Origin of the sequence: Rhizobium sp. Root1334, assembly GCF_001426665.1 — a bacterium.
Classification (GTDB): domain Bacteria; phylum Pseudomonadota; class Alphaproteobacteria; order Rhizobiales; family Rhizobiaceae; genus Pararhizobium.
The window spans coordinates 359,327-381,447 of sequence record NZ_LMEY01000001.1 but is presented as its reverse complement, the minus strand read 5'-3'; the positions used below and the strand labels follow the sequence as shown (position 1 = coordinate 381,447).

The 22,121-nt window shown below is 60.2% G+C and carries 24 protein-coding genes; 13 read left to right on the top strand and 11 right to left on the bottom strand.

All coding sequences use genetic code 11. From position 1 onward, the window contains the following. Positions 1-67 precede the first annotated feature (67 nt). The 3 genes from ASD36_RS01855 to ASD36_RS01845 all read left to right on the top strand — a co-directional run bounded on the left by ASD36_RS01855 (position 68) and on the right by ASD36_RS01845 (position 3,102). Positions 68-505 (top strand): EamA family transporter, encoded by a 438-nt coding sequence (locus ASD36_RS01855; RefSeq protein ID WP_060503832.1) that lies wholly within the window; start codon positions 68-70, stop codon positions 503-505. Between the two features lie 92 nt (positions 506-597). Further along, positions 598-1,146, top strand: a complete 549-nt coding sequence (locus tag ASD36_RS01850) for an HdeD family acid-resistance protein (protein ID WP_060503766.1) — start codon at positions 598-600, stop codon at positions 1,144-1,146. Between the two features lie 153 nt (positions 1,147-1,299). Further along, a complete protein-coding gene (locus tag ASD36_RS01845) occupies positions 1,300-3,102 on the top strand; it encodes an EAL domain-containing protein (protein ID WP_060503765.1) in 1,803 nt (600 codons plus the stop codon). 126 nt (positions 3,103-3,228) lie between these two features. Here the strand turns inward: ASD36_RS01845 and ASD36_RS01840 are convergent, their stop codons facing one another. Then, complete coding sequence (locus tag ASD36_RS01840) at positions 3,229-3,489, bottom strand: DUF1344 domain-containing protein (protein WP_060508694.1); 261 nt, start codon at positions 3,487-3,489, stop codon at positions 3,229-3,231. 354 nt (positions 3,490-3,843) lie between these two features. Between ASD36_RS01840 and ASD36_RS01835 the strand changes: the two genes are divergently transcribed. Further along, on the top strand, positions 3,844-4,842 hold the full coding sequence (locus ASD36_RS01835; protein WP_060503763.1) for an NAD(P)H-quinone oxidoreductase: 999 nt from the start codon (positions 3,844-3,846) through the stop codon (positions 4,840-4,842). Positions 4,843-5,106: 264 nt separating this feature from the next. Here ASD36_RS01835 and ASD36_RS01830 read toward each other — a convergent pair whose 3' ends face one another. Continuing rightward, positions 5,107-5,844, bottom strand: a complete 738-nt coding sequence (locus ASD36_RS01830; RefSeq protein WP_060503762.1) for a DUF3750 domain-containing protein — start codon at positions 5,842-5,844, stop codon at positions 5,107-5,109. Between the two features lie 75 nt (positions 5,845-5,919). Here ASD36_RS01830 and ASD36_RS01825 point away from each other — a divergent pair, with 75 nt between their 5' ends. Next, entirely contained in the window at positions 5,920-6,924 is a 1,005-nt protein-coding gene (locus ASD36_RS01825; protein WP_060503761.1) for an asparaginase, read from the top strand. Positions 6,925-6,927: 3 nt separating this feature from the next. Here the strand turns inward: ASD36_RS01825 and ASD36_RS01820 are convergent, their stop codons facing one another. Beyond that, the gene (locus ASD36_RS01820; RefSeq protein ID WP_060503760.1) at positions 6,928-7,680 is read right to left on the bottom strand and encodes a DeoR/GlpR family DNA-binding transcription regulator; all 753 of its coding nucleotides are present in this window, start codon (positions 7,678-7,680) and stop codon (positions 6,928-6,930) included. Between the two features lie 101 nt (positions 7,681-7,781). Here ASD36_RS01820 and ASD36_RS01815 point away from each other — a divergent pair, with 101 nt between their 5' ends. Continuing rightward, the gene (locus ASD36_RS01815; RefSeq protein WP_060503831.1) at positions 7,782-8,153 is read left to right on the top strand and encodes a hypothetical protein; all 372 of its coding nucleotides are present in this window, start codon (positions 7,782-7,784) and stop codon (positions 8,151-8,153) included. Positions 8,154-8,247: 94 nt separating this feature from the next. Then, the gene (locus ASD36_RS01810) at positions 8,248-8,868 is read left to right on the top strand and encodes a glutathione S-transferase family protein (RefSeq protein ID WP_060503759.1); all 621 of its coding nucleotides are present in this window, start codon (positions 8,248-8,250) and stop codon (positions 8,866-8,868) included. Here the strand turns inward: ASD36_RS01810 and ASD36_RS01805 are convergent. Further along, the gene (locus tag ASD36_RS01805; protein WP_060503758.1) at positions 8,848-9,234 is read right to left on the bottom strand and encodes an MmcQ/YjbR family DNA-binding protein; all 387 of its coding nucleotides are present in this window, start codon (positions 9,232-9,234) and stop codon (positions 8,848-8,850) included. The two genes, ASD36_RS01810 and ASD36_RS01805, sit on opposite strands and share 21 nt — an antisense overlap. A gap of 67 nt (positions 9,235-9,301) precedes the next feature. Further along, positions 9,302-9,499, bottom strand: a complete 198-nt coding sequence (locus ASD36_RS01800; protein WP_060503830.1) for a hypothetical protein — start codon at positions 9,497-9,499, stop codon at positions 9,302-9,304. A gap of 92 nt (positions 9,500-9,591) precedes the next feature. Between ASD36_RS01800 and ASD36_RS01795 the strand changes: the two genes are divergently transcribed. Further along, positions 9,592-10,494 (top strand): LysR substrate-binding domain-containing protein, encoded by a 903-nt coding sequence (locus ASD36_RS01795; protein WP_060503757.1) that lies wholly within the window; start codon positions 9,592-9,594, stop codon positions 10,492-10,494. Between the two features lie 3 nt (positions 10,495-10,497). Here the strand turns inward: ASD36_RS01795 and ASD36_RS01790 are convergent, their stop codons facing one another. Both ASD36_RS01790 and ASD36_RS01785 read right to left on the bottom strand, forming a co-directional pair. Beyond that, positions 10,498-11,163, bottom strand: coding sequence for a glutathione S-transferase family protein (locus ASD36_RS01790; RefSeq protein WP_060503756.1), 666 nt, complete (start codon positions 11,161-11,163; stop codon positions 10,498-10,500). Positions 11,164-11,267: 104 nt separating this feature from the next. Continuing rightward, positions 11,268-12,626, bottom strand: a complete 1,359-nt coding sequence (locus ASD36_RS01785) for a TIGR03808 family TAT-translocated repetitive protein (RefSeq protein ID WP_060503755.1) — start codon at positions 12,624-12,626, stop codon at positions 11,268-11,270. A 347-nt stretch (positions 12,627-12,973) separates the two neighbouring features. Between ASD36_RS01785 and ASD36_RS01780 the strand changes: the two genes are divergently transcribed. Together ASD36_RS01780 and ASD36_RS01775 are read left to right on the top strand one after the other, a co-directional pair. Continuing rightward, on the top strand, positions 12,974-15,166 hold the full coding sequence (locus ASD36_RS01780) for an EAL domain-containing protein (protein WP_082512074.1): 2,193 nt from the start codon (positions 12,974-12,976) through the stop codon (positions 15,164-15,166). Positions 15,167-15,367: 201 nt separating this feature from the next. Continuing rightward, entirely contained in the window at positions 15,368-16,156 is a 789-nt protein-coding gene (locus ASD36_RS01775) for a L,D-transpeptidase family protein (protein WP_060503753.1), read from the top strand. Between the two features lie 28 nt (positions 16,157-16,184). On the opposite strand, the gene ASD36_RS01770 is transcribed toward ASD36_RS01775, so the two are convergent. Further along, positions 16,185-16,664 carry a MarR family transcriptional regulator gene (locus tag ASD36_RS01770; protein ID WP_060508692.1) on the bottom strand — a complete coding sequence of 160 codons (480 nt, stop codon included), beginning with the start codon at positions 16,662-16,664 and terminating at the stop codon, positions 16,185-16,187. Positions 16,665-16,799: 135 nt separating this feature from the next. Here ASD36_RS01770 and ASD36_RS01765 point away from each other — a divergent pair, with 135 nt between their 5' ends. Beyond that, positions 16,800-17,222, top strand: a complete 423-nt coding sequence (locus ASD36_RS01765) for an organic hydroperoxide resistance protein (RefSeq protein ID WP_060503751.1) — start codon at positions 16,800-16,802, stop codon at positions 17,220-17,222. 77 nt (positions 17,223-17,299) lie between these two features. On the opposite strand, the gene ASD36_RS01760 is transcribed toward ASD36_RS01765, so the two are convergent. Continuing rightward, entirely contained in the window at positions 17,300-18,859 is a 1,560-nt protein-coding gene (locus tag ASD36_RS01760) for a helicase HerA-like C-terminal domain-containing protein (RefSeq protein WP_060503750.1), read from the bottom strand. A gap of 283 nt (positions 18,860-19,142) precedes the next feature. On the opposite strand from ASD36_RS01760, the gene ASD36_RS01755 reads away from it, so the two are divergent. After that, positions 19,143-19,541 carry a DUF2780 domain-containing protein gene (locus ASD36_RS01755; protein ID WP_060503749.1) on the top strand — a complete coding sequence of 133 codons (399 nt, stop codon included), beginning with the start codon at positions 19,143-19,145 and terminating at the stop codon, positions 19,539-19,541. 14 nt (positions 19,542-19,555) lie between these two features. Beyond that, positions 19,556-19,927, top strand: coding sequence for a DUF4440 domain-containing protein (locus ASD36_RS01750; protein ID WP_060503748.1), 372 nt, complete (start codon positions 19,556-19,558; stop codon positions 19,925-19,927). A gap of 10 nt (positions 19,928-19,937) precedes the next feature. On the opposite strand, the gene ASD36_RS01745 is transcribed toward ASD36_RS01750, so the two are convergent. Together ASD36_RS01745 and ASD36_RS01740 are read right to left on the bottom strand one after the other, a co-directional pair. After that, positions 19,938-21,104 carry an MFS transporter gene (locus ASD36_RS01745; RefSeq protein WP_060503747.1) on the bottom strand — a complete coding sequence of 389 codons (1,167 nt, stop codon included), beginning with the start codon at positions 21,102-21,104 and terminating at the stop codon, positions 19,938-19,940. Positions 21,105-21,253: 149 nt separating this feature from the next. Continuing rightward, entirely contained in the window at positions 21,254-22,087 is an 834-nt protein-coding gene (locus ASD36_RS01740) for an aldo/keto reductase (RefSeq protein WP_060503746.1), read from the bottom strand. Between the last annotated feature and the right edge of the window lie 34 nt (positions 22,088-22,121).

Here is a 22,121-nt window from a genome sequence, read left to right as displayed (position 1 = left end):
ATCGAAACGAGCCTCGGCTTCAACTGGCAGTGGCTGCTGAACGCGGCAGAGCAAGAGGACCATGCCTATGAAATATCTGTTTTCCTCCTGGCAGGCATGGGCACTTCTGTCCGCTGCGTTTGCGGCACTCACGGCCATCTTCGCCAAGATCGGCATCGAGAACGTCAATTCGGATTTTGCGACCTTCGTCCGTACGATCGTCATCCTGCTTGCGATCGGCCTGATGCTGTTCCTGACGGGCAACTGGCAGGCGCCGGCGTCGGTGTCGGGCAAGAGCTGGCTGTTTCTCGTGCTTTCGGGGCTGGCGACCGGCGCGTCCTGGCTGTGCTACTTCCGGGCGCTGAAAATGGGAAATGCGGCCCAGGTTGCGCCGGTCGATAAGCTGAGCGTCGTGCTGGTCGCCCTTTTCGCCGTGTTTTTTCTCGGCGAGCGGCTTTCTCCAGCCCATTGGCTTGGTGTCTGCATGGTCGGTGGCGGTGCGGTGCTGCTGGCGCTGAAAATCTAGAGCAGGTTCGCAACCGGGATCTCACATGTTAAAATGTTGTTATTCTATCTTGGATTACATAATGTTCACATTGTTGAATTGAGGGTTGTATCATGGTTCAGAATTCCGGCATTGCTCTCAGGCCGCCGCTCGGCGAAAAATGGGGCTGGTTTGTTGCGCTTGGCGTGGCGCTGATCATGGTTGGCGGTATCGCCTTCGGCAATGTCATGGCAGCGACTGCGGCCTCGGTCTATTTTGTCGGCATGCTCATGTTGATCGGTGGCATACTGCATCTGGCGCAGGCCTTCCGGGTCAAGAAATGGGAAAGTGTGTTCTACTGGATCCTCAGTGGTGCCTGCTACACCATCGCCGGCGTCTTTGCCTTTCTCAATCCAATGCTTGCCTCTGCCGCCTTGACATTGATGATGGCCGTTGCCCTGATCGTTGCCGGTGTTCTTCGGATATGGACGGCGTTCAAGCTGCGGCCGCTGGCAGGCTGGGGATGGATCGCTCTTGGCGGTCTTGTCACGTTGCTCGCGGGCCTGATCATCGCCGCCGGCTGGCCGGTCAATAGCCTCTGGATCCTCGGCTTGTTCCTGGCGATCGATCTGGTCATGCAGGGCCTCGCCCTGATCGCCTTCGGCGTGCTTGCCAAAGGGTAGCGACTGGTTTTCTGTTGGCAGGAAGGCGGTTGTGAGATGCTGCTAACTCCCGGCAGTCATTGAACTTTCATGAAACTGTCATGTTGGGGAAACGGAAAATTCAGGCTTCCGGGACGATCCTCCGCGCGATCTGATATCGCCTCCGGAGTCCCCATGTCCGCTGCCCCCGCCGAAATGCTGTCCCTGCGCCGTTTCGGTGACGACCAGATCGTCACGCTGGCCAAGCTTGCGATCGAAAATGCCTTCCAGCCGATCGCCGAGATCGCCACCGGGGCCGTGTTCGGCTACGAAACGCTGATGCGCGGTTTCGAGCGGCTGGGTTTCAAGTCGCCGATCGAGCTGCTCGACAAGGCAGAAGAGGCGGGGCAGCTTCTGGCGCTGGAGCACATGGTCAATACCCGCGCCTTTGCCGGCTTTGCCAGCCTGCCGGATTTTTCTGCACGAACCTTGTTCGTCAATTTCGATAGCCGGTTGATCGGCCACGAAGGCGATCTTGTCGAGCGGCTCGGCAAGCACCTGAAGCGATCGAACATTCCGCCATCGTCGATCTGCTTCGAACTGTCGGAGCGGTTCGACAGCGGCAAGATGCCGGATTATTCCGGCTTGGTGAAACGCCTGCGGCTGGCGGGTTTCAAACTGGCGATCGATGATTTCGGCGTTGGCTTCAACGGCCTGAAACTGCTCTGCGATCAGCCGGTCGACTATCTGAAGATCGACCGGCATTTCATTTCGGGCATCGAATCCAGTCCCCGCAAGCGCCACATGGTCCGCCACACGGTCAACACTGCCCATGTGCTCGGCACACGGGTGATCGCCGAAGGCGTGGAGACCGAGGCCGAGTTCGCCACCTGCCGCGATCTGGGTTGCGATCTCGTCCAGGGCTATTTCGTTGCCCGCCCAACCGTACATTTTGCCGATCTGCAGCCGGCCTATCCGCATCTGGAACAGACCGCCGGCACCCGGCGTCAGTCGAGCTCGCTCGATAGCATCCTCATCCGCAAGCAGGTGGAGCAGGTGCCGGCTTTGCGCGAAAACGACGATCTGGATTCTGTGTTCGAGCTGTTCCGCCGCTCGCCACAGCGCAGCTTCTTTCCGGTGCTGAATGCCAATGGCGAGCCGCGCGGTGTGCTGCATGAATATCACGTCAAGGAGATGATCTATCACCCCTTCGGACGCGATCTGCTGAAGAACCATCTCTATCAGCGTCATATCTCGCATTTCGTCAGCCCGGCGCCGATCGCCGATCTCGAGACGCCGGCCGATGAGATGCTGAAGATCTTTGCCGGCATGGATGGCAGCGATTGCGTGATCCTGACCGAGAACATGCGCTATGCCGGCATCCTGTCGGCGGCGTCGCTGTTGAAGATCATCAGCGAAAAGCAGCTGAAGACAGCGCAGGAACAAAACCCCTTGACCGGCCTGCCGGGAAATCGCGCCATTCGCGATTATGTCCAGGGCGCCGTGCTTGACGCCGACGAGGCGCGCTATTTCTGTTACTGCGATTTCGACAGCTTCAAACCGTTCAACGATCACTACGGCTTCCAGAAGGGCGATCTGGCGATCTCGCTGTTTGCCGCCCTGATGCGCCGCCACTTCATTGGCGAGGAAAAATTTCTCGGCCATGTCGGCGGCGACGATTTCTTCATCGGCGTCAGCGGCTGGACGCGCGAGGAGGTTGCGACCGTTCTCTCTCGTGTTCTTGCGGAATTCCGCAGCGACGTGCGCCAACTCTATTCGGCAGAGCACCAGCAGGCGGGTTACATGACCGGCCATGGACGCAGCGGCGAGCCCACCATCTTTCCGTTGATGCGCTGCTCGGTCGCCGTGCTGATCCTGCCGGAAGGCTTTGTCTTTTCCGACGCCCAGGCCGTCAGCGCCCGTATTGCCGAAATCAAGAGCCGGGCCAAGGAAAGCGATGACGGCCTGGTTTTCGATCTGTTCGGCGAGGCGGCCTGATCCTCTTTCCTTCATCATCTGAAAACGAAAAAACGGGCTGAAACCCATCATGGGTTCCAGCCCGCTTCTGCATGATCCCGAAGCGTCTAGCCGCGATCGGGTACGCTCATGCGGACGGTGTAGGCGTCACTTCATGACAGGCGTCACTGATGTTGCCTGATGCTTCTTGCCCATCGTCTCATAGGCGATTGTCACCTTTTCACCGACCTTGAGCCCCGGATTCTTGAATGACGCAGGTAGCATGTATTGGGTGCCGTTCTTCAAGGTCACGGTCATCGCCTTCATGTCATAGGCGCGGATGGTGCCGGTCGTGGTGCTTGCCGCAAAGGCGGTAGAAGACAGGGAGATGGCGGAAAGGATCGTCAACGAGGTCAGAAGGGCACGCATGGTGTCGTCCTTATTTGGTCCCTGCATCGGGACCGGTCATCGCAAACCGTCAGAAGTCCGTCGCGTCGCGGTGGGGACCGCCGGTGGCTCCCGGTTCGGCTGCGAGGCTAAGCCGGGTTTTGGGTGGTTTCAAATTAAAGAAACTTAATGTTTGCAGGGGAGTGGCAGGCTTAATTTTGCCACGATGCAGCGCAGCGTTTGACGCTCAATGCCCCTCAAGTCGGAGCGATGTGGATAGCGGATGCCAAGACAGCGGCTTTGCCGTAGAAAATGCGTTTGTCAGCAGTTTGAATTGCTTTGCCGTTTTTAACCGGCGCGCTAGATAACCGGTCAGCATCTATCAAGGAGAACACCGTGACCCTGCCGAGCGAAATGACCTATGTCGACCTTCCGTCCCCCGGTGGACCGGAAAAGATGGTTCTGGCCCGCGGTCCATTGCCGGATCTGAAGCCCGGCGACATCCTGATCCGTGTCGAGGCGGCAGGGGTCAATCGGCCGGATGTGCTGCAGCGGCTCGGAAATTATCCGCCGCCGCCGGGCGCAAGCCCGATCCTTGGGCTGGAAGTGGCCGGTGAAGTCGTGGCCATGGGCGAGGGCGCCGAAGGGTTCATCGTCGGTGATAAGGTCTGTGGCCTTGCCAATGGCGGCGGTTATGCCGAATTCTGCGCCCTTCCGGCAACGCAGGCGATGCCCTGGCCGAAAGGCTACGATGCGGCGCGCGCGGCGGCCCTGCCGGAAACCTTCTTCACCGTCTGGGCCAACGTCTTCCAGATGGCCGATCTGGTCGAAGGCGAAAAGATTCTCATTCACGGCGGCTCGAGTGGCATCGGCACCACCGCCATCCAGCTTGCCCGCGCCTTCGGCGCCGAAGTCTTCGTGACGGCCGGCAGCAAGGACAAATGCGATGCCTGCGTTTCGCTGGGTGCCAAGCGGGCGATCAATTACCGCGAGCAGGATTTCAAGGCGGTCATTCTTGAGGAAACCGGCGGCATGGGCGTCGATGTCATTCTCGACATGGTCGGTGGTCCCTATTTTGATCGTAACATCGGCTCACTCGCCAAGGATGGCCGCCTGTCGATCATCGCTTTTCTTGGAGGTGCCACCGTCGAAAAAGCCAACATCGCCGCCATTCTTGGCAAGCGCCTGCACATCATGGGCTCGGCCATGCGTCCACGCACGGCCTCCGAGAAGGAATCGATCCGCGACGATCTTGAAGACAATGTCTGGCCGCTTCTGGAAGACGGCGACATTGCGCCGGTGATGCACGCGATCGTGCCGTTCACCAAGGTCGCGGAAGCACATCGTTTGATGGAGGCCGGCGATCATATCGGCAAGATCGTCATGACCTTCTAAAGTCTTATCCGGACTGCTCTTGCAATCGGCAAGAATCGGACTACCTTTAACTTATCTTCAATTGAACGAAAGGAAGGTGATCCAGTGTCTAATGAGATTTTAAACCTCGTAAAGGGCATGGGAGTTGTAGTGATCGGAACGAGGCAGCCCTCGATCTGAACCCGCCTTCCTGCGGGTCGTGTCTCTGAGAAGATACGGTCCGGGCCTTTTACCTGGCCAAAACTCATGGAGGGCCGCTGTGAAGCGGCCCTTTTTGTTTGTCTTCTAAACCCCGAACCGCCCCAGTGCCGGTATCTTCACGGCCGGGCGCATTACATCAATCCCCGCCACCAATCCCATGAAATGGACCTCAAGCCCGCTCCGAACGCCGGCTGAAACGCCGAGCAGTCCGTACAGCGTCGCATGCATGTCCATTCCGTCGGCATCGATCGAAAATAGCTTGCCCTCCGGCAGGTAGTCGCGGCCGACTGCATCCGGCGGTAGAACCGCGCCGAGTTCAGGCACAGAGCGCAGCACATGGGCGACGAACGTGTTGGAGTTCGGTCCCGGCCAGATCCGGTAGGCGCCTGATGTCGCATAGGGGTAGGACTGGATTGCCTGCTCGACCTTCGAAATCAGGCGGGTGGCCTCGTCGCCTCTGACGCTGGTCACCAGGTTCGGCGTGTTGGAGTACCAACGCGCATCGGCCGGATAGCCGTTGCGGCGGATCGGCGAGCCCCAGCCGACCTTGTCGTAACGATTATAGGCCGTATCGTCGCGTCCCTTGGTGACGATCCAGGAATGGCTGGCAACTGCCCCCTTCATGCCGCCTGTCGTGGCGGAAAAGATATAGATCGCCGCATCCGGATCGTCCTGCGGTTTCGGCAGGATATGGGCGGAGGTCCAGTCCGCCTCGCGCCAGTTTTCCGGCCTTTCCTTGACATACCACCAGCCTGCGGAGGCGAGCGCCGGCAGCAGATAGACGAACAGGATGGCAAGAAACAGCTTGCGGAAAAATTTCATGGGTCCGTCCGGGTTTTGCGTTGCTCTGTCTTGGTCTAAAGACAGGGCAGATGTTGGATTTTTGAGGGCACAACCATGTCGAACCCGGTTCTTGTTGAAGTCACGCGTGGTAATCTGGTCGAAAGCCGCCATCGCGGCATGGTCATCGTCGTCGATGGGGATGGCAAGACCGTGTTTTCGCTCGGCGATACCGACGTTGGCGTCTTCCCGCGCTCGGCCTGCAAGGCCATGCAGGCGCTGCCGCTGATGGAAACGGGGGCAGCCGATGCCTACGGTTTCGACAAGCGGGCCTTGGCGCTCTCCTGCTCCTCGCACAATGGCGAGCCGGAACACGTGGCGCTCGCCGCAGAAATGCTGTCGGCAGCGGGCAGGGACGTCTCGACGCTCGAATGCGGCGCCCACTGGTCGTTCAATCAGGACACCATCATCAGCCAGGCGCGGGCGCTGGAACATCCTTCGGCGCTGCACAACAATTGCTCCGGCAAACATGCCGGCTTCATCTGTGCCTGCTGCCATAGCGGCGAGGAGCCCACCGGCTACGTCACCTATGATCATCCCCTGCAGCGCGAAATCCGCGGTGTCATGGAAAGCCTGACGGGCGCGGTCCTTGCCCATGACAATTGCGGCACCGATGGCTGCTCGATCCCGACCTACGCCGTGCCTTTGAAGGGCCTTGCCCATGGCTTTGCCAAAATGGCAACGGGCACTGGCCTTGAACCGCTGCGCGCCAAAGCCTCAAAGCGCCTGATCGAAGCCTGCATGGCTGAGCCCTTCTATGTCGCGGGCAGCAAGCGCGCCTGCACAAGACTGATGCAGACGGCACCCGGTCGCATCTTCGCCAAGACCGGTGCCGAAGGCGTGTTCTGCGCCGCCATCCCGGAAAAGGGCATCGCGATCGCGCTGAAATGCGAGGATGGCACCACCCGCGCCGCCGAAGCGATGGTCGCCGCCACGCTCGCGCGCTTCTTCAACGATGAACCGGAATTGCACCAAAGCCTGATGGCGCAGGCCAACCATTCGATGAAAAACTGGAACGGCATCCATGTCGGCGATGTCAGGGTCACCGGCGCTTTTGCCTGAACCTCACGCCTCAATGATCCGCATCGCCGTCTGCCGGTAGGGCGCGCTGGTCTCGGGTGCCATGCCGGCGGGTATGATGAGGGCCGACATGTCCTCGATGCCGGTGATGTGGTGCGGTGAGACGGTGCCGAGTTTTTCCTCCGTCAGCAATGCCACCGTTTCTGCCGAGCGTGCCGCAATGGCGCGTTTGACGGCGGCTTCCTCGTAATCGCCGGTCGAAAGGCCGCGCGCCGGATGGATGGCCGTCGCGCCGAGGAAGAAGATGTCGGGGCGCATCATGCCGATTGCCGCAAGGGCCGTCGCGCCCGTCGAGACCATCGAGTGCTTGTAGAGCCGGCCGCCGATCAGGATCACCTCGGCCCGGTTCTTTTCCAAAAGCGCTGCGATTGCCGGGCTGTGCGTCGCGATTGTCAGCGGCATTTCACGCGGCAGGGCGCGCACCAGTTCGGCATTGGTCGTGCCGCCATCGATGAAGACCAGTTGCCCCGCCCGCACCAGTTCCGCTGCCTTGCGCCCCAGCCGTTTCTTGATGTCGGGAGACATCGTCTGGCGGGTTTCGATATCCGGCAGCGGCGGCGTCACCGGTAAAGCGCCACCATGCACCCGCTTCAACAGACCGGCCGCCGCCATGTCACGCAAGTCGCGCCGGATCGTGTCTTCCGACAGCTCGAGTTCTTGCGCCAGTTCGCCGGCTACGATCTGCCCGTCGCTGGCCAGCCGTGCCGAGATCAGTGCCCGCCGTTGGGACGTCAGCATTTTTGTCTCCAAATCATATCTTGACTATGCACGATATTGCATGATTTATCGTGAAATATCCAGAATAATATGGAAATATCGTGCAATTTATGGAGATGATCATGCTGATCTTGATTGCGGGTCCCTACCGGTCCGGCACCGGCGACGATCCGGAAAAGATGGCGGCAAACCTCAGGCGTCTGGAAGCGCCGTCGCATGCGCTGTTTCAGGCGGGCCACGTGCCGATGATCGGTGAATGGGTGGCGTTGCCGATCTGGCATGCGGCGGGCGGACGTGAAGTTGGCGACGAACTCTACGAGGAGATATTCCATCCCGTCGCCGGACGGCTTCTGCAGCTGTGCGAGGCTGTCCTGCGCCTGCCGGGCGAAAGCAAGGGTGCCGACAATGACGTGCGGATTGCCCGCGAGCGCGGCATTCCGGTCTATTTCCGGCTCGAGGATGTTCCGGGCTGTGCCGTGACCATACGGGCATGATCACTGGCAAATGACTGGCGAACATTCGGCGTGGTTGGTATGTTTCCCGCTGGAGCATACCGGCCTGCCGCCGGTGGATGAATGGAGAGCCTGCATGTTGAAGCTGTATTTTTCGCCCGGAAGCTGCTCGCAGGCATCGCATATTGCCCTGGAAGAAGCCGGCGCGGTTTATGAGGCCGAAAGGATCGATTTCGGCAAGCAGCAGCAGCGCGCACCCGAATTCCTGCGCCTCAATCCGAAGGGCCGCGTTCCGGCCCTTGTGACGGATCGCGGTGTCATTACTGAATCTCCCGCCATCCTTGCCTATATAGGCCAAAGCTTTGCAGGTACGCCGATCGGTGTCCCGCAGGATCCATTCGAGTTTGCGCGCATTCAGTCCTTCAATGCCTATCTGTGCTCGACTGTGCATGTCGCGCACGCTCACAAGCGCCGTGGCAGCCGCTGGGCCGATGATCCGGCGGTCATAGAGGCTATGACGTTGAAGGTGGCCAGCAATATGAGTGAGTGCTTCGATCTGATCGAAACCACCATGTTTTCCGGGCCTTGGGTGATGGGGGAAACCTTTTCGATCGCTGACCCATACCTGTTTACCTTTACGAGCTGGCTGGAAGGCGACGGTGTCGATCCCAGGCGCTTCCCGAAAGTCTACGAACACAGCCTGCGCATGGCTGAACGTCCTGCCGTGAAAAAGGTTCTATCCGTCACTGGCGGTTAGGCCAAGGCGCCGCAGGCGCAGTAAAACTGGCGGCAAGGGCTTCGGCGCCTTCTGCCGCCAGGCGCTGATCAGTCGCTGCGTCAAATCCCGGTCGCCGATGACGTCAAGCCGGACCAGCATGGCCGGCCAGCCCTTGTAGTGATCGGTTTCGAAGTAGAATTCCGGCGCCAACTCCATCAGCATGGCCTTTTCCTCAGTCGCGCACATGACGACCAGGATGCCTGCTTCCTTGATGCGCACGAACATCTTGCCCCGCACCAGAAGTGCTGGCGTTCCATAGGAGGTCCCCGGCGCAATCTCTGGCAGGCCCGCCGCCGTGGCGAGCCGCGTTACGCGTTCGAAATCCGTGTCCTGATTGCCGGTCATGATCCTGCCCGCCGGGACAGATCACTGTCTGCTGAAACCGCACACGGTTCAAGCCTCCAGATGTGGCTCAGGCCCGGCATGCCTCGCAGGGCAGCTTCGGTGATAACCGCACGGGATTGCCCGGAAAGGGCAGGTCGCCCAGTTCACGCGTATCCATCCGGGCAATGTCCGGATGACGCAGCAGGTCGCGACCCCAGCTTGCCTGTGCGTCATCGTCTGCCGGTGCCGGAAGCAGGTGCTCAAGTATCGAGAAAATCTTCAACATGGCATCACCATCCTTGTTCAATGGTGCAATGATCCTCCTTGTTCTCAGCAATTTCAATTGAGATTGTGCCGCAGTGGTTATAGGAAAACTATATGAAGGACCTCAACAGCATTCACCTGAATGGATTGCGGGCGGTTGAGGCGACCGGCCGCCTCGGCTCGCTGCAGGCGGCCGCGGACGAACTTGGCGTCACCATCGGTGCCGTTAGCCAGCAGATCATCAAGACCGAGAAACAGCTTGGCCGCATCCTTTTCGAGCGCAGCCCGCGCGGCCTGGTAGCCACCCCGTTTGGGGAAAGTTTTCTGCCCAGCCTGACCAGCGGCTTCGAAGTGCTGGATCAGGCCGTCGCCTCGGCAAGGCGGCGGGACGAGACGATCCTGACGATCTCGGTCGCTCCGGTTTTCGCCGCTCGGTGGCTGGTCCACCGTCTGGACCGGTTTACCGAAAAGCACCCGGATATCCGGCTGCGCATCGATGCGACGACAGCGCTGGTCAATCTGGAAAGCGCCGGCGTTGATATCGGCATCCGCGTCGGCGCCGGCGATTGGCCGGGCGTCAAGGCTGAGCTTCTGTTGGCACAGGAGGTCTTTCCCGTCTGCTCTCCCGCCATTGCAGAAAAACTGAAGGAGCCGGCGGATATTCTGAAAATTCCGGCCATCATCGATGGTCATTCCACCCTCAGTTGGGAGATGTGGCTGCGCGAGGTGGGGCTCTCGGGAGAGCAGATGGTGACGCGGCATGTCTTCAACGATGCGTCTCTCTGCCTTGATGCGGCGATTGCCGGGCAGGGGGTAATGCTTGCCTGGCAGACGCTGGCCGCCTATTCCCTGATCGAAAAGCGGCTGGTCATGCCTTTTCCCCTGCGGGCGGCAACAGGGTTCGCGCATTATTTTGTCACGCCGCCCTCGCGCCGCGAAACCAAGACGGTTTTGGCCTTCAAGCAATGGGTACGTGACGAAATTGCCGGAAGCATGCGGCGTCTGGGTTTCGAATAGGTGTCAGGCGGCCTGCGTTTCTCTGCGCCGTCCGGCCATCATTGCCTCGAATGCCGGCCGTGCATGGCAGCGGGTAAGCCAGGCCCTGACGGCGGGGTATCTATCGAACAGGTAGGTCTCGCTCATCGCATAACGCAGCACTTCTGCCAGATTGAGATCGGCGACGGTGAAACGGTTGCCGACGACATAGTTCGCTGTCAGCAGGTGCTGTTCGAGCCGTGCAAGTGGACGCTCCAGCCCCTTCACGCAGGATTCGATCAGTGCCTTGCCGGCCGGGGTGTTTTCCTGATTGTTGTCGTAGGTCAGCACGATCTTCACCGTATGCGGTTCGACCTCGGTTGCCGCCCACAGGGTCCAGGCGGTCATTTCGCCCTCTTCGCGCACGGTTGCTCCGGCCAGCGGGCCGCCGTGCTTGCGGGCGAGATAGAGATTGTTGGCAAGCGATTCAGCCAGGACCAGTCCCTCATCCTCGATCGCCGGGATCAGCCCCATCGGGTTGACGGCGAGGAAGGAGGGCGACTTCGTATTCATCTGCGCGTCTGCGGCCAGCGGATCGGCCAGCCTGCGTGCCTGGATCACCGGCACGGACTGAAAGGGAATGCCGAGTTCCTCCGCCATCCAGTAGTTGCGCGAGGCCCGCGAGCAGTAAACGCCGTAGATTGTCAGCATGTCTGTCCCTCCGTTTGATTTTCGTAGCAAACTATTCCAAGCGGATCGGGGCTTGAAGCGCAGAGCGGTGATATCTGACATGAAATCTTTTGATGTGAGCGGTTTTAGGCCATGCGGTTACCGGTGAGGGTCAGGTGCGCGAAGGCCTCGCTTCCCCCCACCAGAAGATCACCGGTGGATTTCTCGTTCCAGCGGTAGCCGAACACCGCGCCGTCCTTGACGTCCAGGAACAGGTTGTTGGCGATGAGCGCGGTGCCGGCCCCTTCGACCACCGTAACCGCGCAGCCGCCACCGGCGTCGCGCACCAGATTGCCGGTCGCGACGATGCCGCGCATATAGGGCCCCCAACCGAGCATCAGGCCCCATTTCGGTGCGTTTTCGATGACGTTACCCGAAATCACCGTGTCCGCCTCCGCCGCAATGCCGAAACCGAAACCGGCACCATCGTGAATGTAGGGCCCATCGGGATGCAGGTTGCGGATGATATTGTCGCTGACAGTCGCAAGCCTGCCACCCTCGTCGAAATTGACGATCAGGATGCCGTTGGCGGCGCCATCGACCAGATTGCCGGAGACGATGGCGCCCTGAAAACCGAACTCGGAATAGATCGCTGTCTCACCGGAACGCAGGCACTTGTTGTTGGAAATCTGCACATTGGTGGCGGCGTTGGCGCGTATGGCGGAGAAGGCACAGTCAGAGATGTGATTGTCCATGATCATCACATTGCCGGCGCGAAAAACACTGATCCCATTGCCATTTTCGCCGGTGCCGCCATCCTTTGCACCAATCTTGAACACGCGGTTGCCGCTGACGATCGTGTTGTCTTCGCCCAGCTCCCAGCGATGCACGAGAATGCCGCCATTGCCGCAGTCCGATACCGTGTTGGCGGTGATCGCCAGCCGTTCGCTTTCCACCGCGTAGAGGCCGGAAAAGGCCGCCTGTGAAATGCTGTTGCCGGTGATGCGGCCACCGCAGCGCTCGGCGTTGATGCCGTGTCTGGCGGAGCCGGTGATCGTGCAGTTCTCGATTTTGAGATCGGTGACGCCGCGCAAATTGAGAAGCCCCTGCACGTCGTCCCCAAGGGATTTACCGCCACCGTCGAAAGCAAGGTCCGACAGGGTAATCCTCGTGAGAGCTTCACCGGAGATGAAGCTGCCGCCGCCGGCATGGATCAGCCGGGTCTGGCCCGGGACACCGCTGAGCCACAGGTTGTCGGGCAGGGAGACCCCCGACAGATGGTAATCACCAGCGGGCAAAAAAACCGGCAATCCCTTTTCGGCAGCCTCTTTGAAGAGCCGGTCGAGCGCCTTGCTTTGATCTCCGGTTTTGCCCGGCCTGACCCCATATCCGGAAATATCGATGGTGCCTCGCAGGCCAGTCTGAGCCGGCTTGAGGGCGGCGGCGATGGCCTCCAGGCAGGCCAGGGAGGCGATCGAAGACAGGAGCAGGCGTCTGGTGAGCATGGCGAATCCTTTCCACGCTCCATGCATAGAGCATGCCAGCGCGGAGTGTGTCGAAATGGCACGGCTGCTGCCGTATTCTCACTCTTTCTGGTTGAGCGCCGGAGGAGTTTGGGGCGTGATGCGTTTATTTTAGAAAGTTGTGTTTAGGGAAGAATAACTTATGGCTGGTAGAAATCGGGTTGGGGAACAGGGAAGAGACGGCTGGAACGGTGCATCCGTCCTTGGAGGCTTGCGTGACGAAGGGTTTGGACCGCTATCGAAGGGACGGCGGAGCACGAATTGCCAGTAATGATGACACCCAGCGATTGATCGCGGCAAGCCAGCGGCTTGCGGCAGAGGTCTCGCGCATGTTCGGCCCCGAACCTGACATCGCCGATCGCCATTACTGGCTCGAAACGATGATGAATCACATCCCTGACTACATCTATGCCAAGGATCTCGACGGCCGCTTTCTTGTAGCCAATCGGGCAACCGTTACCGAAAACGGGTTTCGCGAAGCCCATGAGATCGTCGGCAAGACCGACTACGATATCCATACTTTGGACAATGCCCGCCATTTTGAGCAGGCCGAGCGGCGGGTGATCGAAACCGGCGAACCGATGTTCGGCATCGAGGAGCTGAATGCGGTCAGCAAGGATGAGCGCTGGCTGATGACATCGAAGGTACCGCTGCGCGACAAGCAGGGGAAAACCATCGGCATTGTCGGTATTTCGCGCGATATCACCGATCGCAAGCGGGCAGAACGTCTTCTCCTCGGCCAGGCGCGTCTTCTGGAGCTGATTGCCACCAGCACGCCGCTCTCCGAGTTCTTCAACGAACTGATCCTGATGATCGAAGCGCATTTGCCCGGCATTATCGGCTCGATCCTGCTTTTGTCTCCAGACCAGCGGCATCTTTTGACCGGCGCAGCGCCGGGGCTTGACAATGCCTACTGCGCCGCGATCCATGGCATCGCCATTGGTCCGAAAGTCGGCTCCTGCGGCACGGCAGCTTTTCGTGGCGAGGCGGTGTTCGTCTCCGACATCCAGTCGGATCCGCTCTGGGAAGATTATGCAGACATGGTCCGGCCATTCGCATATCGGTCCTGCTGGTCGATGCCGATCCTCTCCTACCAGGGGAAGGTGCTCGGCACGTTCGCCCTCTATTCGCATCAACCCGGAACGCCTTCGGCAGAGCAGACTGACCTCATTTCGATGGCGGCGCATCTTGCCGGCATTGCCATTGAACGGCAGCAATCGGAAGAGCGCATCCAGTTCATGGCGCATCACGACGCCCTGACCGGCTTGCCGAACCGGGCGATGTTCGATGAGCGCGTCGCCAGAGCCCTGGAGCAGGCCCGCATGACGGGCCAGTGGGTGGCGCTGGCCTTTCTCGACCTGGATAATTTCAAGCTGATCAATGATACGCTCGGCCACCACGCCGGGGATGAACTTTTGCAGGTGGTCGCGCGGCGGATGCTGTCCTGCGTGCGCAAGTCGGACATGATCGTGCGGGTGGGTGGCGACGAGTTCATCATTCTACTCAATGGTCTCCCACCGGAAAACGCGGTGGTCCTATCCCGTCTGGAGGCGATCCGCGCAGCGATCGGTGCGCCGGTCGTGCTCGCCGGGCGCAGCCTGCAGGTCAGTTGTTCGATGGGCGTCGTCTGTTATCCCGAACATGGTGCGATCGCGGCCGAATTGCTCGCCAATGCCGATTCCGCCATGTACCGGGCCAAGGAGGTCGGCCGTAACAATTTGCAGGTGTTCGACGCCCAGATGGCGGCCAAGGCGCATGAGAGCCTGCGGCGTCACGAAGAGCTGCGCGACGCGGTCGTCCGCGCCGAATTCGTGCTGCACTATCAGCCGCAGATGAACCTGAAGACCGGCAGCGTTTTTGCCGCGGAATCGCTGCTGCGCTGGCAGCACCCCGAGCGCGGCCTGATTTCGCCGGGCGACTTCATTCCGCTGGCCGAGGAAACCGGCCTGATCGTGCCGATCGGCGAATGGGTGCTGAACGAAGCCTGCCGGCAGAACAAGGCCTGGCAGGATGCCGGCCTTCCGCCAATTGTCGTCAGCGTCAATGTGTCCGCGCGTCAGTTCAAGGAGCGCAACTGGGTGTCGAAGGTCGCCGAAGCGCTGGAGGAGAGCGGACTGGAGGCTTGTTATCTTGAGCTGGAATTGACCGAGAGCCTGATCATGCAGGATGTCGCCTCTGCGGTTGCCACCATGCACGAGCTGGAAGCGCTTGGCGTCCATCTGGCCATCGATGATTTCGGCACCGGATATTCCAGCCTCAGTGCGCTGAAGCGCTTTCCCGTCCGCCGCCTGAAGATAGACCGCTCCTTCGTCCAGGATATTCCGGGTGACGCCGACGACCGGGCGATTACCGGCGCGATTATCTCGCTGGCGCAGAAGCTGCAGATGCAGGTCATTGCCGAAGGTGTGGAAACGCAGGACCAGGTGGATTTCCTGGCGGCCAGCGGCTGCGACGATATTCAGGGCTATTTCTTCAGCCGCCCGGTCGCTCCGGCGGCCTTTGTTTCCCTGTTGGCGAAGTAGACCCGGCGGGGGTTCCTGTGGCGTTTTTGCATCGCAGGCGTTTCCTCTCGCAGTCGTGATGGCATCGAGCGGCCGCAAGCCCCGATCCAGCCGCAATTGCCATACTTGTGGCAAGAGATCGGTATTTGCTGCCGGGATAGAATGCCTGCGTGGCCACCGGCCGCGTCTTCGCCATATGCGTCAACGGAATTACAGAGTTCAATGACCCTTTCAAAAGCTCTCTCCCGCCGGCAGTTCCTCAATATGTCCGGGCTTGCGGTCGCGTCCGCTGGCCTTGCGGGCTGTGCATCTTCGATGAACACCGACCGTTTCCGCGCCGAAACAGCGCCCTATTTTCGCGACCCGTCCCAGGAGGGCCGTTTTGCCGATCCGCGCTACGGCGCCGAGCTGGAAGGTCCGGTTGGCAATGGCATGACCCCGACGGGCCTGCCTCTGCAATCGGCCTATTATGCCGAAATGTACGGCCCCAAATTCGATGGTGGCTTCAATATCCCGGCGGTGCCTTACGAACAGATCGATGCCCGCTTCTACCGTCAGCAGGTCGACAACACGTTCGGCGAGAAGCCCGGCACAATCATCGTCGATACCGGCGAGCGTTTTCTTTACCTCATCCTCTCCAACGGCTCGGCGATGCGCTACGGCGTCGGTATCGGTCGCGAGGGCTTTGCCTGGTCGGGCAGGGGCGTCCTCCAGTGGAAGCAGAAATGGCCGCGCTGGAAGCCGCCGAACGAGATGGTGGCGCGTCAGCCGCATCTGGAAAAATACTCGATTGCCAACGGTGGCATGGCGCCGGGGCTCGACAACCCGCTCGGCGCGCGGGCGATGTATATCTTCCAGAACGGCGAAGACACGCTTTACCGCCTGCACGGGTCGCCGGAATGGCAGTCGATCGGCAAGGCCGTATCGTCCGGCTGCGTCCGTCTGATCAACCAGGATGTCATCGATCTCTATGATCGCGTGCGCGACAAGGCACCGATCCTGGTGATCTGAAAATCCTGCACGGTGGCGGATTGCCGTCTCAGGATTGCTGGTTTTCACCAAGATGATTGCTGAGGCCATGCAGCGCTGACCGCAGGGCTGCGGCTTCCGCCATGCTGCATCCCGTCGCCTTGCCGATTTCCGTCAGGATGCCGAAAGCATCGGTCTTCAGCGCCTGGCCCTTTGGGGTCAGCGTCACGATCACCTGACGCTCGTCGCCTTTATCGCGAATACGGCTGACGAATCCGGCGGTTTCCAGCCGCTTCAGCAACGGCGAGAGCGTGCCTGAATCCAGCCCCAGTTCCTCGCCTATCCCCTTTACCGTCATCCGATCCTGCTGCCAGAGCGCCAGAAGCACCAGATATTGCGGGTAGGTCAGGCCGAACTTTTCAAGCAGAGGCTTGTAGGTCCGGTTGAAGGCATGGGCCACCGAGTAGACGGCAAAACAGAGCTGCTGGCCAAGCGCCAGAGCATCGCCCTCTTTCAGATCGTCCTTACGCATGTCTTGATCATTGGTCATAATGCCATTTTCGCAGTTCGTGCACCATTTTGCAATTTGCAAAATTATATTGCGTACAATTAAATTATGCGCTATTTAAAAATCAGGCAACACTTTGCCCCGCCATCAACCCGCTGAGACAGTAAGGAGACAGACATGCCTATTCTCTACACAACCAAAGCTTCCGCAACCGGTGGCCGCGCCGGCCATGCCGTCAGTGAAGACGGTGTTCTCGATGTGACGCTCACCGTTCCGAAGGAACTCGGCGGCGATGGCGCGACCGGCACCAATCCTGAACAGCTGTTTGCAGCCGGCTATTCCGCCTGCTTCCTCGGCGCGCTGAAATTTGTCGCCGGCAAGGAAAAGGTCAAGATTCCGGAAGACGCAACGGTCACCGCAACGGTCGGCATCGGTCCGCGCGAAGACGGCACCGGCTTCTACATCAGCCCGTCGATCTCCGTCAGCCTGCCGGGCGTCGATCGCGAAGTCGGCGAAAAGCTCGTCGCTGCAGCCCATATCGTTTGCCCCTACAGCCATGCGCTCCGCACCTCGACCGAAATCTCGGCCAAGCTCGCCTAACGCGAGGCAGGATCGGACAAATAAAAAACGGCGGCCACATCGGGGCCGCCGTTTTGCGTTCCAAGCCGATGCGGCGTTTATCGCCTCAAGCTTCCCAAAATGCCGCGCACCAAAGCCCTTCCGAGTGAGGAGGCGACGGTGCGGGCAACCGATTTCATTGCCGCTTCCGCGACGGTTTCGCGCTGATAACCGGCGCGGGGCTTCGGCTTGGGTTGTGACGGCGCCTGCGCATCGTCATCGCCGAAGCCGGGCAGGGTCCAGCGGCTGCCGCCGGGGGCGGCTGGCGGCGGAGCTTCCGAAGTCTCCCGAGTATCCTCCGCCTGCTGTGTTGCCTTGGCGGCGCGCTGGGCCAAAAGCTCATAGGCCGATTCCCGGTCGACATCCTTGTCATACTGGCCCGCGACGGGACTGATGCTCATGATGTTGGCGCGTTCGGCCTCGGTCAGCGGGCCGGCTCGGCTCGACGGCGGGCGGATCAGCGTGCGCTCGACCATTGATGGCGAGCCTTTGCCTTCGAGCGTCGAGACCAAAGCCTCGCCGGTGCCAAGGTTGGTGATGACCGTGGCGCAGTCGAAATCCGGGTTGGGACGGAAGGTGTCAGCCGCCGTCTTCACGGCCTTCTGTTCGCGCGGAGTATAGGCGCGCAGCGCATGCTGGATGCGGTTACCGAGCTGCGCCAGCACGGTTTCCGGCACGTCGAGCGGGTTCTGGGTGACGAAATAGATGCCGACGCCCTTGGAACGGATCAGGCGCACGACCTGCTCGATGCGCTCCAGCAGAACCTTCGGTGCATCGTTGAACAGCAGATGCGCTTCGTCGAAGAAGAAAACCAGTCTCGGCTTGTCGGGATCGCCGATCTCGGGCAGTTCCTCGAACAGTTCCGACATCAGCCAGAGCAGGAATGTGCCGTAGAGGCGCGGGTTCATCATCAGCTTGTCGGCAGCCAGAACCGAGATGGCGCCGCGGCCGTCGCGGGTGGTGCGCATGATATCGGACACCTTGAGCGCCGGTTCGCCGAAAAAATTCTTGGCGCCCTGCTGCTCGAGGATCAGCAGTTCGCGCTGGATGGAGCCGACCGAGGCCTTGGAGATCAGCCCGTATTTGCCCGAAAGTGCCGAGGCATTTTCGGCCATGTAGTTGAGCATCGCCTGGAAATCCTTGAGATCCAAGAGCGGCAGCCCGCCTTCGTCGGCGATCTTGAAGGCGATGTTGATAACGCCCTCCTGGGCATCGGTGGCGTTCATCAGCCGGGAGAGCAGCAAAGGCCCCATCTCCGACATGGTGGTGCGCACGCGGTGGCCTTTTTCACCATAGAGATCCCAGAAGATCACCGGGAATTCCTGGAAGGCAAAATCGGTGAAGCCGATCTGTTCGGCCCGCTTGGTCACCCAGTCCTTCGGTTCGCCGATGGCGCCGATGCCGGACAGGTCGCCTTTCACGTCAGCACAGAAAACAGGCACGCCGGCATTGGAAAAGCTCTCCGCCAGAATCTGCAGCGTCACGGTCTTGCCGGTGCCGGTGGCCCCGGTCACGAGGCCGTGACGGTTGCCGAATTTGAAATCCAGATATTCGCCCTTGTTGATCGTGTCGTCCGGTTTCCGGCTGGTGCCGATATAGAGCTTCCCGTCCTCAAGCATGTGGGCCTTGTCTCCGTTTCGCCAATGAAAGCCGGCAGCACGCCAGCCTTCATCACATTGTTTTCTCAACACTGTTATAGGAGGAGTACCGGTCAGCGGCAACAGAAGGATTGCCATGCAAAAGACGGGATTTGCGCGCTGGATGGCCGCATTGTATTTGCCACCGAGGCATGAAACGATATTGCCGTTCTCGCGCTGTGGATACCCGTACCGAAGGGCGCTTGAGTTTCAATTCCAGATAATTTACCTTGACGTTAACGTCAAATATTTGAGGAGAATCACCATGAACGAACTGATCACCCGCGTTGCGGAAAATGTCGGCATCGACCCGGCAACAGCTGAAAAGGCCATCGGCATGATGCTCGGCTTTCTGCAGCGCGAAGCGGCAGACGGCCCGGTTGCCAAGATGATCGAAGCCATTCCGGGCGCCGATGCACTGATTGCGCAGTATAACGGCGAAGGCACGGGTGGCGGTGGTGGTCTGCTCGGTGGCTTGCTCAGCGCAGTCGGCGCCGGCGGCGGCGTCATGGCGCTCGGCCAGCAGCTGATGAGCCAAGGCCTCGGCATGGGCGAAATCACCGCGCTTGCCAAGGAAACCATCGGTTATGCCAAGGAACAAGCCGGCGCCGACGTGGTCGACGAAGTCGTTGCCTCGGTTCCTGGCCTCAGCCAGTTCGTCTGATCGCCTGAAGTCATATGGACGATATGTCCGAAAACGATCTCGCCGCGCATCTGAGGCAACTGGAGCAACGTCTCCACGACCCGCAGGTGCGCGGTTCTGTTTTTTTGACCAGTGAATTGCTCGATGCGGATTTCACCGAAATCGGCAGCTCCGGTCAGGCCTATGGCCGCGCCGATACGATTGCCGCGCTGGCCGCCGAAGCAAAGCCTGCCGGGCCATCCGTACGATCGGAAAACTACCAGCTGAAACGCCTCTCTGAGACTGTCGCGCTGCTCACCTGTGAAACGGCAGGTGAGGGCCGGCATGTGCTGCGATCATCGATCTGGCGCCGAACGAATGGTCATTGGCGCATGGTCTTCCATCAGGGGACACTGAAGAAGGTGTAGCCGATGTTGCTCATGCCGCTTTCTGCCGTATCGTGAAAACCATGAACAGCGTGAAAACCACCAGGATCAAGCCAACGCTGACCGGGGCTGCGTGAGCACCGAACAGATCCATGATCGATCCCGTTGCGCCCGATCCCATGCCGCTGCCGACCGCATAGGCAAGCGCAAACGCAGCACTTCCGGCCACCAGCATGCTACCGCGATACTGTTCGCCGAGCATCGTCAGCGCGCAGGTATAAAGCGAGAAGCTCGCAGCACCGATCAAGGCAAAATCGGCCAGAATGGCAATCGGCGATGTCAGGAAGGGGATGATCAGGAAGGCGAAGGCGCCGATCCCGCCCATGGCGATCGCCACGCGCTGGCGCGGCAGCCGGTCAAGCAGCACGCCGATGAACGGCTGGGCCAAGGCGGTCGGCAAGGCCAGCACCGTGACGCTGAGTGCGGCAAAAGCCTGCGAATGGCCGGTCTTGACGAAATAGACCGGCATCACCGAGATCGCGGCGATGTCTGAAAATCCAAAGGCAAGCACCATGGCGATTAGCACTGGCGCCCTGCGGAAGAAGACGAAGACGTCACGGGTGGATGAGGCCTCCGGCGTCGTGCGGGTAGAGAGCGTCAACAGGGCGGTGGCAAAAGCGACGAGCGCCACATAGACCGCCGTCAACGCGAAGCCGAAACCACCTTCCGTTCCCATCAGTGGAATGACGAGCGGACCGGCGGCGAACCCGCCGCAGATACCCGCGCCGTAAAGGCCCGAAACCCGGCCACGCAGCCGGTCGGGGCAGGCCGAGTTCATCCACGCCTCGCTCAGCATGAAGATCAGGCTGGCAAAGAAACCGAGGAGAAAGCGGGCGAGAAACCAGACAGGCAGCGCGGTAGTCGCGGCAAAGGTCGCAAGGCACATCGAGCATCCCGCAAGGCTGATGATGATCAGCTTGTCGGTCCGGAGCCGTGCCGTCAACTGGCCGATCATCAGCGTCGATGTGGCAAGGCCGAGTGCAAAACCGACGGCATTGAAGCCGATCATCGCCGGGGTCACGCCGCGGCTTTCGAGCGTCAGCGAAATCAGTGGGTAGGTAATGCCCTGCGCCACCGAAAACGCCGATGCACCAAGAATGACGGCAACGATGGCCGCCCAATCGGGCATGAAATCGGCGGTGGCGTGTGATGACTGCATGAAACCCTCGCGGCCATCTCAGCTGTGGCCTGGCCTCTCTTATCGGAACATGAGCGGGGTTGAAATAGATGGCCTGCCCGAGGAGCCGATTGTCACTGCGCCAGCTTTTCAAGGCTGCCGGCGCAGTGCGTGGAGGCTGTCGTCCTGGATCAGTCCGCCCGGTCCCAGTCGGGTGCGAGGCCACCGGGGCTGACGATGCGGCCGTTCGGGCGGGCGAGTTTGTGGATCGCGGCCATCTCGTCGCTGGAAAGGTCGAAGTCGAAAATAGCGAAATTTTCCTTCAGGCGGCTTTCCGTTGCCGTTTTCGAAAGCGTGATTACATCCTTCTGCTGGGTAAGCCAGCGCAGCACCACCTGGGCCGCCGTCTTGCCGTGCCTTGCGCCGATGTCTTTCAAAAGCGGTTCGTTCGGCACCTTGCCATCGGCCATCGCATAATAGGCGGTGATCGACATGCCGGTGGAGCGGGCAGCCTCCAGAACTTTGGTCTGGTCGAGGTAGGGATGATATTCGATCTGGTTGGTGGCGAGCGGCGCTTCACTCAATTCCACCGATTTTGCCATCAGCGTGGTATTGAAATTGCTGACGCCGATATTCTTCACCTTGCCGGCCTTCTTCACGGCATTCAGCGCGCCGATCTGTTCGGCCAGCGGCACTCCGCTGCTGGGCCAATGCAGGAGCAGGAGATCAACATAATCGGTGCGCAGCTTCTTCAGGCTTTCATCGACCGAGGCGAGAAAATCGGCGTGCTTGTAATGATCGACCCAGACCTTGGTGGTGAGGAAGATATCGCTGCGGGAAACGCCGGATGCCTCGATTGCTTCGCCGACTTCGGCTTCGTTGCGATAGATCTGCGCCGTATCGATATGGCGGAAGCCGAGCTTGATCGCCTGCGGCACGATGCGCAGCACATCGGGGCCGGGCATGCGGAAGGTGCCGAAGCCGAGAGCGGGAATATTGGCACCGTTGGCGCTGACTATCTGCATGGGGAATGTCCTTTCAGGGAGGAGACCCGGCGAA